This window comes from Variovorax sp. RKNM96 (genome assembly GCF_017161115.1).
Taxonomy (GTDB): domain Bacteria; phylum Pseudomonadota; class Gammaproteobacteria; order Burkholderiales; family Burkholderiaceae_C; genus Variovorax.
This window is the reverse complement of sequence record NZ_CP046508.1, coordinates 181,120-190,000: the sequence shown is the minus strand read 5'-3', so window position 1 is coordinate 190,000 and position 8,881 is coordinate 181,120. Positions and strand designations below refer to the sequence as shown.

General features: G+C 67.3%; 10 protein-coding genes (1 of these 10 cut by a window edge). 7 read left to right on the top strand and 3 right to left on the bottom strand.

Features of this window, described 5'->3' with window-relative positions:
• Positions 1 to 15, top strand: the final stretch of a protein-coding gene (locus GNX71_RS00965; RefSeq protein WP_093435373.1) for a LysR family transcriptional regulator. It extends 966 nt beyond the left edge of the window; the window shows 15 of its 981 coding nt (coding positions 967–981); its start codon lies beyond the left edge, outside the window; the stop codon is at positions 13 to 15.
• A gap of 14 nt (positions 16 to 29) precedes the next feature.
• Here GNX71_RS00965 and GNX71_RS00960 read toward each other — a convergent pair whose 3' ends face one another.
• Positions 30 to 203, bottom strand: coding sequence for a hypothetical protein (locus GNX71_RS00960; protein ID WP_176660965.1), 174 nt, complete (start codon positions 201 to 203; stop codon positions 30 to 32).
• 126 nt (positions 204 to 329) lie between these two features.
• Here GNX71_RS00960 and GNX71_RS00955 point away from each other — a divergent pair, with 126 nt between their 5' ends.
• The gene (locus tag GNX71_RS00955; protein ID WP_206176598.1) at positions 330 to 1,136 is read left to right on the top strand and encodes a metallophosphoesterase; all 807 of its coding nucleotides are present in this window, start codon (positions 330 to 332) and stop codon (positions 1,134 to 1,136) included.
• 81 nt (positions 1,137 to 1,217) lie between these two features.
• The gene (locus GNX71_RS00950) at positions 1,218 to 2,711 is read left to right on the top strand and encodes an amidase (RefSeq protein ID WP_206176597.1); all 1,494 of its coding nucleotides are present in this window, start codon (positions 1,218 to 1,220) and stop codon (positions 2,709 to 2,711) included.
• 7 nt (positions 2,712 to 2,718) lie between these two features.
• Here the strand turns inward: GNX71_RS00950 and GNX71_RS00945 are convergent, their stop codons facing one another.
• Both GNX71_RS00945 and GNX71_RS00940 read right to left on the bottom strand, forming a co-directional pair.
• Positions 2,719 to 3,342 (bottom strand): TetR/AcrR family transcriptional regulator, encoded by a 624-nt coding sequence (locus tag GNX71_RS00945; RefSeq protein ID WP_206176596.1) that lies wholly within the window; start codon positions 3,340 to 3,342, stop codon positions 2,719 to 2,721.
• Positions 3,343 to 3,430: 88 nt separating this feature from the next.
• The gene (locus GNX71_RS00940) at positions 3,431 to 4,165 is read right to left on the bottom strand and encodes a GntR family transcriptional regulator (RefSeq protein ID WP_206176595.1); all 735 of its coding nucleotides are present in this window, start codon (positions 4,163 to 4,165) and stop codon (positions 3,431 to 3,433) included.
• A 287-nt stretch (positions 4,166 to 4,452) separates the two neighbouring features.
• Between GNX71_RS00940 and GNX71_RS00935 the strand changes: the two genes are divergently transcribed.
• From GNX71_RS00935 to GNX71_RS00920, 4 genes are read left to right on the top strand one after another with little or no spacing between them, the layout of a single operon-like run.
• Entirely contained in the window at positions 4,453 to 5,784 is a 1,332-nt protein-coding gene (locus GNX71_RS00935) for an aromatic ring-hydroxylating dioxygenase subunit alpha (protein ID WP_206176594.1), read from the top strand.
• A gap of 11 nt (positions 5,785 to 5,795) precedes the next feature.
• Positions 5,796 to 7,250 carry a glutamine synthetase family protein gene (locus GNX71_RS00930; RefSeq protein ID WP_206176593.1) on the top strand — a complete coding sequence of 485 codons (1,455 nt, stop codon included), beginning with the start codon at positions 5,796 to 5,798 and terminating at the stop codon, positions 7,248 to 7,250.
• A gap of 13 nt (positions 7,251 to 7,263) precedes the next feature.
• A complete protein-coding gene (locus tag GNX71_RS00925; RefSeq protein WP_206176592.1) occupies positions 7,264 to 7,587 on the top strand; it encodes a 2Fe-2S iron-sulfur cluster-binding protein in 324 nt (107 codons plus the stop codon).
• A 48-nt stretch (positions 7,588 to 7,635) separates the two neighbouring features.
• Positions 7,636 to 8,835, top strand: a complete 1,200-nt coding sequence (locus GNX71_RS00920) for an ABC transporter substrate-binding protein (RefSeq protein WP_206176591.1) — start codon at positions 7,636 to 7,638, stop codon at positions 8,833 to 8,835.
• The last annotated feature ends 46 nt before the right edge of the window (positions 8,836 to 8,881 follow it).

Sequence of the window (8,881 nt, the reverse complement as noted above, 5' to 3'; positions counted from 1 at the left end):
AAGGTGCCCGACTGACCGGCGCCGGTTGATCAGCGAACGACGCTGAGCCAGGCGGAGGCGGCTGCGCGCAGTTCCTGCGCGTGGTGCGCACCGCGACCGGCGCGGACGTCGGCGCTTTCCATCAGTGCGGCGGCGTGGCTGGCCGGTGCGCTGTCGCTGGAGGAACGGAAGAAACGGGCCACTTGGGCGAGGAGGCTGAACATGGTGCTGCGCGGCTTATGGCCGTGCTCTGAGTGGTTGATGTTCCAAGATTAAGGGTTTTCCCTAGGAAAACAACCCTGACCTTATGCGCTTCATGCATGGGGCAATTCACCTAGACTGGCCCGACGATGAAGCTGCAACTGCTCTCCGACCTGCACCTGGAGTCCCACCCCCGCTTCCACGCCGAGCCGATCCTGGGCGCCGACCTGCTGGTGCTCGCGGGCGACATCGGCTCCTACCAGGAAGGCTCCCGCCTCGCGGACACCGATTTCGGCCTGGGCCGGTTTTCGCCCCGCAACGGCTGGCCGGTGCCGGTGGTCTACGTGCCGGGCAACCACGAATACGACAACGCCGACTTCGACGAGACGCACGCCCGGCTGCGCGCGCTCTGCCAGGAACTCGACATCCAGTGGCTCGAGCGCGAAACCCTCGTCATCGACGGCATCCGCTTCATCGGCACCACGCTCTGGGCCGACTTCGACGCACTGGTCGAACCCACCGATGGGCTGGCCGAGGCGCTCAAGAAGCGCGGCAAGGCGATGCGGGCGGCCGACTTCTACCTGGAAAAGATGGCCACCAAGCGCCACGGCGAGCTCTTCCTGTCCGGCCCGCTGCGCGAGCAGGCGCTGGTGTGCCAGGCGTGGCTCCGGCAAGCGCTGGCCGAGCCTTTCGACGGCACCACGGTCGCCATCACGCATTTCGCGCCGACGCTGGCGAGCGCCGATCCGCGCTACGGCCTGACGCCCGGCACCGCCGGCTTCTGCAACGCCCTCGACGAACTGCTGCCGTCGGCCAGGCTCTGGCTGCACGGCCATCTGCACTGCGCCTTCGACTATATGAAGGACGGCTGCCGCGTGGTGGCCAACCCGTTGGGCTACAAGCGCAACGGCGAGCAGGAAGGCTACCGTCCCGACCTGCTGATCGAAGTGCGCTGACCCCGGTGCCGCCGTAACGGCCGGCTACCGGCGGATCGCAGGCGCTGTGTAGACTGCCTCGAGTCCACCCAGGAGAGAGACATGACACAGCCACAACAACGTCGCACCTTCCTTCAACGCACGGGCGGCGCCGCGGCCGCGGTCGGGCTGCTGTCCGCCCTGCCGAAAGCACTGGCTCAAGCGCCCGACGCCGGCAACAAGGCCATGGGCCGCCTCTCGATGGCCGAGATGTCGCGCCGCCTCGCAGCCGGTTCGCTGACCAGCAGCCAGCTGGTCGAAGAAGCGCTGGCCGCCATCCAGAACCCCGCGGGCGAAGGCGCTCGCACTTTCATCCAGGTGCACGCCGCATCGGCGCGCAGCGCTGCGGCGCAACTGGACGCCGATCGCAAGGGCGGCCGCCCGGCCGCCTCCCCGATCGCCGGCCTCCCGATTTCCCTGAAGGACCTGTTCGACGAAGCCGGCATCACCACGCTCGGCGGCTCCACGGTGCTGGTCGGCCAGCCGCCGGCGCAGCGCGATGCCATCGTGGTCGAGCGGCTGCGGCGCGCGGGCGCGATCGTCATCGGGCGCACCAACACGGTCGAGTTCGCCTACACGGGCCTGGGCATCAACCCGAACTACGGCACGCCGAAGAACGTCTTCGACCGCGCGACCGGCCGCATTCCGGGCGGCTCGACCTCGGGCGGCGCCATCTCGGTGACCGACGGCATGGCGGCCGGCGCCATCGGCACCGACACCGGCGGGTCGCTGCGCATTCCCGCGGCGCTCAACGGGCTGGTGGGCTTCAAGCCCACGCAGCGCCGTATTCCGCTCGATGGCGTGATGCCGCTATCGACCTCCTTCGACTCGGCCGGGCCGATGGCGTGGACGGTGGAAGACTGCACGCTGCTCGACGCCGTGCTGGCCGGCGAACTGTCGCGCGCGCCAAAGGCGGTCTCGCTGCGCGGCCTGCGCTTCGCGGTGCCGAAGACCTTCTTCCAGGACGACCTCTCGCCGCCCGTGGCTGCCGCGTTTGCATCCGCACTGTCCAAGCTCTCGGCTGCCGGCGCCACGGTCATCGAGCTGCCGATGACCGAGTTCGCCAAGGCGCCGACCATCAACCCGCGCGGCATGATCACCGCCTCGGAGGCTTACGCTTGGCACCGCGAATTCATCAAGACAGGCGCCGCCAAGTACGACCCGCGCGTGCTGGCGCGCATCAAGACCGGCGAGACGATCACCGCGCCCGACTACCTGCAGCTGCAGGCGCTGCGCCGCCAGTTCATCCGCTCGATCAATGCTGCAGCCGCCGGCTACGACGCGATGCTGATGCCCACCACGCCCGACATCGCCCCGCCGATCGCCGAGGTGATCAAGGACGACGAGACCTACTACCGCATCAACGGCCGCATGCTGCGCAACCCCTCGGTGGTGAACCTGTTCGATGGCTGTGCGCTGTCGGTGCCCTGCCACGACGCGGGCACCGCGCCGGTCGGGCTGATGGTGGCCGGGATCGGCAACACCGATCACCGGCTGCTGGCAGTTGGCGCGGCGGTGGAGGCGGTGGTGACGCCGCGGCGCGGCATCAACAGCTAGATCCCGTTCAGCGCGAAGCCAGGCCGTCGAAGCAGGTGCCGAGCACGAGTTCGACGATCTCCGCGTCGCTCTGCAGGCCGCCGGCCTTGAGGAAACCGAGCACCGGGTCGCAGGCGCGCGCGAACAGCGTGTAGAGCACGGCAATCGCAGGCAGCTTCGGGCTCAGCGTGCCATCGGCCTGCGCCGCCTGGATCCAGCCGCCGAGCGTGTCGCTGATCGCCACCAGCCGGTCGAGGTAGCCGCGGTTGTTCATCAGCGCGGCGCGCAGGGTGGAGTTCTGGTGCGGCAGCGAGGGCATCTCGCCGGCCAGTTGCGCTTCCATCGCCCAGCGCACTACCGCGCGCAGCTTGTCGATGGGTTTCTGGTCGGCCGGCACCGACGCCAGGAAGTCCTGCGTACGCTGCATGAGGCGCACCATCGCGGCGGCCGCGAGGTCTTCCTTGCTGGGAAAGTGCTTGTAGAGGCTGGCCTTGGCGATGCCGACGGAGGCGGCGACCTCGTCGACCGTCATCGATTCGAAGCCCTTTTCAGCCAGCAGGCGGTTCGCGGTCTGCACGATGGCCTCTTCGCGGGCCTGCAGCATCTGTTCCTTGAACGAGGGCTTGGCGGGGGCAGCAGCAGCGGTGATCATGCGGAAATTCTAGTCTTGGCCGTCGCCGGCCAGACGGTGCGAGTGCGGAAATACCGCCCAGTCTTCATTTCAGACCGGAGGGTTCCGCTCAGGCGCTGCGCCCTTTGGAAACCAGCTTGATGCCCGGCATCAGCTCGGCCGCGAGCTCGGGGCGTTCCAGCGCGTAGTCGAGATTCATGCGCGCGATTTCCACATGCTCCTCGCCGAGCGCCTGCGCGCGCGAGCCCTGCCCGCGCTCAATGGCCTGCACCATCGCATGGTGCGTGCGGTGCGCCTGACGCATCCATTGCTGGCCCTCTTCCATCGACGACTGCATGGGCAGCATTGCGCTCGGTGCGGCGAAGGGCTGGCCGCCGAGCATGTCCATCACCCGCTTGAGCGCGAGGTTGCCGCAGCCATCGACGATCAGCTTGTGGAAGCGGTCGTTCATCTCGACGTAGGCTGCGTAGTCGTCGATTTCCATGGTGGGCTTGTTGACTGCCCTGTCGCCGGCGTCCAGGCAATCCTTCAGATCGCGAAGCAACTGGCGCGAGGCGCCGTCTTCGGCCAAGAGGCGCGCCGCGAAGCCTTCGATCACGCCGCGCACGCGGATGGCATCCGCCACTTCCTGCGAGGTGAAGCGGCGCATCTGGTAGCCGCCGCTGGGCGATTGTTCGATCAGGCCTTCGTGCTCGAGGCTGGCGAGCGCCAGGCGCACCGGGGTGCGCGAGGCTTCGAGCTTCTCGGCCAGCGGGATCTCGGCCAGCCGCTCTCCGGGCACGAATTCACCCTTGAGGATCATGTCGCGCAGTTGCACGAGCACGCGGGATTGTTGAGAGTCCATCAGACAGGGCGCCAGGAGCGGGAATGAGCGGATTCTAGGAGACGAGACAGCCATTGCACGCAGCATATTTGCCTTGGCTCGGTTGTTGCATGCATTCCTGCACAACATGTGTCAAAAACACACGTCACACTAAGAGTTAACCCTGATTTTTAGCGCTTCGAGCCCCAGGACAGGGCAAAACCGCAGATGAAAGTTTGACCCGCATCGAGGATCACCAAGAAAATGCATACAGTTGCATGCAATGAATTGCAGCCTCTTTACGAAGCACCCACGATGGAGCCCGCACGATGATCAGCGCCGAGCAGAACGATTTCATCACCCGCGTCGGACGCGACGCCCCCGCCGGCAAGCTGCTGCGCCGCTACTGGCAGCCGGTGGCCCTGGCCGACGAACTGGCGGGCCCGCGCCCGGTCAAGCCGGTGAAGCTCATGGGCCAGGACTTTGTGCTGTTCCGCGACGAAAACGGCCAGCTCGGCATGCTCGACCGCGACTGCCCGCACCGCGGCGCCGACCTCGCCTTCGGACGGCTGGAAAACGGCGGCATCCGCTGCGCCTTCCACGGCTGGCTGTTCGACGCCAAGGGCAACTGCCTCGAAACCCCCGCCGAACCCGCCACCAGCAAGCTATGCAGCCGCATCAAGCAGTCGGCCTATCCGGTGGTCGAGAAGGCGGGCGTGGTCTTCGCGTACATCGGCGAAGGCGAGCCCCCGGCCTTCCCTGACTTCGATTGCTTCGTCGCCCCCGACACCCACACCTTCGCGTTCAAGGGCCTGTTCGAATGCAACTGGCTGCAGGCGCTCGAAGTGGGCATCGACCCCGCGCACGCCTCGTACCTGCATCGCTTCTTCGAGGACGAGGACACCTCCGAGAGCTACGGCAAGCAGTTCCGCGGCGCCTCGGCCGATTCGGACATGCCCATCACCAAGGTGCTGCGCGAGTACGACCGGCCCGACATCAGCGTCGAACCCACCGACTACGGCTTCCGCCTGAAGGCGCTGCGCAAGCTCTCCGAAGACACCACCCATGTGCGCGTGACCAACGTGGTGTTCCCGCAGGCCTTCGTGATCCCGATGAGCGCGGAGATGACCATCTCGCAGTGGCACGTGCCGGTGGACGACACGCACTGCTACTGGTACGCCATCTTCACCAGCTTCACCGGCCCGGTCGACAAGCAGCAGATGCGCGACCAGCGCCTGAAGCTCTACGAGCTGCCCGACTACACCTCGCGCAAGAACAAGCGCAACAACTACGGCTACAGCATCGACGAGCAGCTCACCGAGACCTACACCGGCATGGGCGACGACATCAACGTGCACGACCAGTGGGCGGTGGAGTCGCAGGGCGCCATCCAGGACCGCACGCGCGAGCACCTGGGCAGCACCGACAAGGGAATCATTGCCTACCGCCGCGTGCTGGTGAAGGCCATCGAGGCCACGCTCGCCGGCGAGAGCGCGCCGATGCTGATCGACGCCGCACAGGCGAGCACGATGACCGGGCCTCCCTCCATCGACGGTATCGGCCACGTCAGCGACGAAGCCGCCACCGAGACCTACTGGCAGGAGGCCGACCGCGCACGGCGCCTGAAGTCCGACTGGGCCTCCGCACGGCTCGCCGCCTGAGCACGCGCGCCATGAGCAGCAGCAACACCAACACATTCGTCGACCGCTTCGGCCTCTGGTCCGACGACCAGCATGCACAGGCGCGCGAGCTGGTGCGCCGCATCGACAGCGGCGAGGTCGACCTCGTGCGCTTCGCCTGGCCCGACCAGCACGGCATCCTGCGCGGCAAGACGCTGGTCGCCACCGAGGCGCGCTCGGCGCTGTGGGAGGGCGTGAACCTCACCTCCACGCTGCTGGCCAAGGACACCTCGCACAAGACGGTGTTCCCGGTCTTCACCACCAACGGCGGCTTCGCCATCGAGGGCCTGCAGGGCGGCGCGGACTTCACCATCGTGGCCGACCCCGCCACCTTCAAGGTGCTGCCCTGGGCGCCGCGCACTGGCTGGATCCTGTGCGACGCCTACATGGCCGACGGCAAGCCCTGCCCCTTCGCGACGCGGCAGATCCTGCAGCGCGCGGTGCGGCAGCTCGACGAGTTCGGGCTCGACTTCATCGCCGGCCTGGAGGTGGAGTTCCACGTCTTCAAGCTCGAGGATGCGCGCATGGGCCTGGCCGACTCGGGCCAGCCCGGCGAGCCGCCGCGCGTGTCGCTGCTCTCGCACGGCCACCAGTACCTCACCGAGCTGCGCTACGACCGCGTCGACGGGCTGATGGAGCTGCTGCGCTCGAACCTCATCGCGCTCGGCCTGCCGCTGCGCTCGCTCGAAATCGAATTCGGCCCGAGCCAGTTCGAGCTGACCTTCGGCCCCACGGCCGGCGTGATGCCCGCCGACACCATGGTGCTGCTGCGCAGCGCGATCAAGCAGATCTGCCAGCGCAACGGGCTGCACGCGAGCTTCATGTGCCGGCCGAAGATTCCGAACGTGATGTCGAGCGGTTGGCACCTGCACCAGTCGCTGCGCCGCAAGAGCGATGGCGTGAACGCCTTCATGCCGGAGGCCCAAGGCCAGGACCTGAGCGAGATCGGCATGCACTACCTCGGCGGCCTGAAGGCGCACGCCTGCGGCGCGGCCGCCCTCGCGAGCCCCACGATCAACGGCTACCGGCGCTATCGCCCGTTCTCGCTCGCGCCCGATCGCGCGATCTGGGCCAGGGACAACCGCGGCGCGATGCTGCGCGTGCTGGGCGGCGTGGGGCAGAGCGCTTCGCGCATCGAGAACCGCGTGGGCGAGCCGACGGCCAATCCATACCTCTATCTCGCATCGCAACTCTTCTCGGGCCTCGACGGCATCCGCAACAGCATCGACCCCGGTCCCTCCGCCGATGCGCCGTACGAAACGCCGGCCGAGCACCTGCCGCGCTCGCTCGGCGACGCCCTCGCCTGCCTGCGCCGCGACGAGATGCTCAACACGCAGATGGGCAAGGTCTTCATCGACTACCTCTGCCACATCAAGGAAGCGGAAATCGCCCGCTTCAACCTCGAAGTCTCGGAGTGGGAACACCGCGAGTACTTCGACATGTTCTGACCCCCTGCTCCCCATGCCCACGATCCACTACATCCTCAAGGACGGCACCTCACGCGCGGTCGACGCCAAGATCGGCGCCAGCGTCATGGAGACCGCCATCCGCGGCAACGTGCGCGGCATCGACGCCGAATGCGGCGGCTGCTGCTCCTGCGCCACCTGCCACGTCTACGTGGACGACGCCTTCGCCGACCTGCTGCCGCCGCCCGACGACATGGAAAGCGCCCTGCTCGAAGCCGTCGCGTCCGAGCGGCAACCCAATTCGCGCCTGAGCTGCCAGCTCAACGTGACAGCAGCCCTCGATGGCCTGAGGGTGCGCGTTCCAGAGACACAGGTCTGACGCACACTCGCCCGCTCCGCATCCATTCCACCTGAAAGGCGTTTTTCCATGACGACGATGACGAAGAGAACCGTTCTCTCGACCCTCCTGCTCGCCGGCTTCGGCATGCTGGGCACCGTGGCCGCGCATGCTGCCGACGAGCCGCTGCGCATCGGCCTCATTGCCACCTACTCCGGCCCCTACGCCGACTACGGCCGCCAGTTCGACGCCGGCATCGCGCTCTACCTCAAGGAGCACGGCGGCAAGGTGGGCGGGCGCACCGTCGAGATCATCAAGAAAGACACCGCCGGCCCCGCGCCCGATGCCGCCAAGCGCATCGCGCAGGAACTCGTCGTGCGCGACAAGGTGAGCATCCTCACCGGCCTGGATTTCAGCCCCAACGCGTATGCCGTGGGCGCCATCGCCACACAGGCCAAGATCCCGACCATCGTGATGAACGCGGCCTCCTCGGCCATCACCAGCAGCTCGCCCTACGTGGCGCGCCTCTCGTTCACCGTGCAGCAGGTCACCGACCCGATGGCGCGCTTCATGCTCAGGGAGGGCATCAAGGACGCCTACACCGTGGTCGCCGACTACGCCTCGGGCGTCGATGCCGAAACCGCCTTCAAGAAAACCTTCACCACCGGCGGCGGCAAGGTCTCGGGCGAGGTGCGCACGCCGATGAACAACCCCGACTTCTCGGCCTACGTGCAGCGCATCAAGGACGCCAAGCCCCAGGCCGTGTTCTTCTTCTTCCCCTCGGGCGTGATGCCGCCGGCCTTCCTCAAGGTGTGGAAGGAGCGCGGCATGGAACAGGCCGGCATCAAGCTCTACGCCACCGGCGAAGCCACCGACGACAGCTACCTGGACGCCACCGGCGACGTGGCGCTGGGCCTCGTCACCAGTCACCACTACTCGTTTGCGCACAACTCGCCGAAGAACCAGAAGTTCGCGCGCGACTTCGCCGCCGACAACGGCACCAAGCTGCGCCCCAGCTACTTCGCCGTGACCGCCTACGACGCCATGGCCGCGATCGACCTCACGCTGCAGAAGACCAAGGGCGACGCCAGCGGCGACAAGTTCATGGACGCGCTGCGCGGCCTGCGCTTCGAGAGCCCGCGCGGCCCGATCGAGGTGGACCCGCTCACCCGCGACATCGTGCAGACCGTCTACATCCGCAAGACCGAGCGCGTGAACGGCCAGCTGGTGAACGTGGAGTTCGACAAGTTCGAGCGCGTGAAGGACCCGGCCAAGGAAAGCTCGAACTAAGCCCACCCGCACGCCAGCAAGCAGCGCAGCCAGCAACAGGAGGCCC

Coding starts and splice junctions, on each gene's coding strand:
- GNX71_RS00935 (WP_206176594.1), top strand. CDS start 4,453: ATGATCAGCGCCGAGCAGAACGATTTCATCACCCGCGTCGGACGCGAC.
- GNX71_RS00930 (WP_206176593.1), top strand. CDS start 5,796: ATGAGCAGCAGCAACACCAACACATTCGTCGACCGCTTCGGCCTCTGG.
- GNX71_RS00945 (WP_206176596.1), bottom strand. CDS start 3,342: ATGATCACCGCTGCTGCTGCCCCCGCCAAGCCCTCGTTCAAGGAACAG.
- GNX71_RS00925 (WP_206176592.1), top strand. CDS start 7,264: ATGCCCACGATCCACTACATCCTCAAGGACGGCACCTCACGCGCGGTC.
- GNX71_RS00940 (WP_206176595.1), bottom strand. CDS start 4,165: ATGGACTCTCAACAATCCCGCGTGCTCGTGCAACTGCGCGACATGATC.
- GNX71_RS00960 (WP_176660965.1), bottom strand. CDS start 203: ATGTTCAGCCTCCTCGCCCAAGTGGCCCGTTTCTTCCGTTCCTCCAGC.
- GNX71_RS00920 (WP_206176591.1), top strand. CDS start 7,636: ATGACGACGATGACGAAGAGAACCGTTCTCTCGACCCTCCTGCTCGCC.
- GNX71_RS00955 (WP_206176598.1), top strand. CDS start 330: ATGAAGCTGCAACTGCTCTCCGACCTGCACCTGGAGTCCCACCCCCGC.
- GNX71_RS00950 (WP_206176597.1), top strand. CDS start 1,218: ATGACACAGCCACAACAACGTCGCACCTTCCTTCAACGCACGGGCGGC.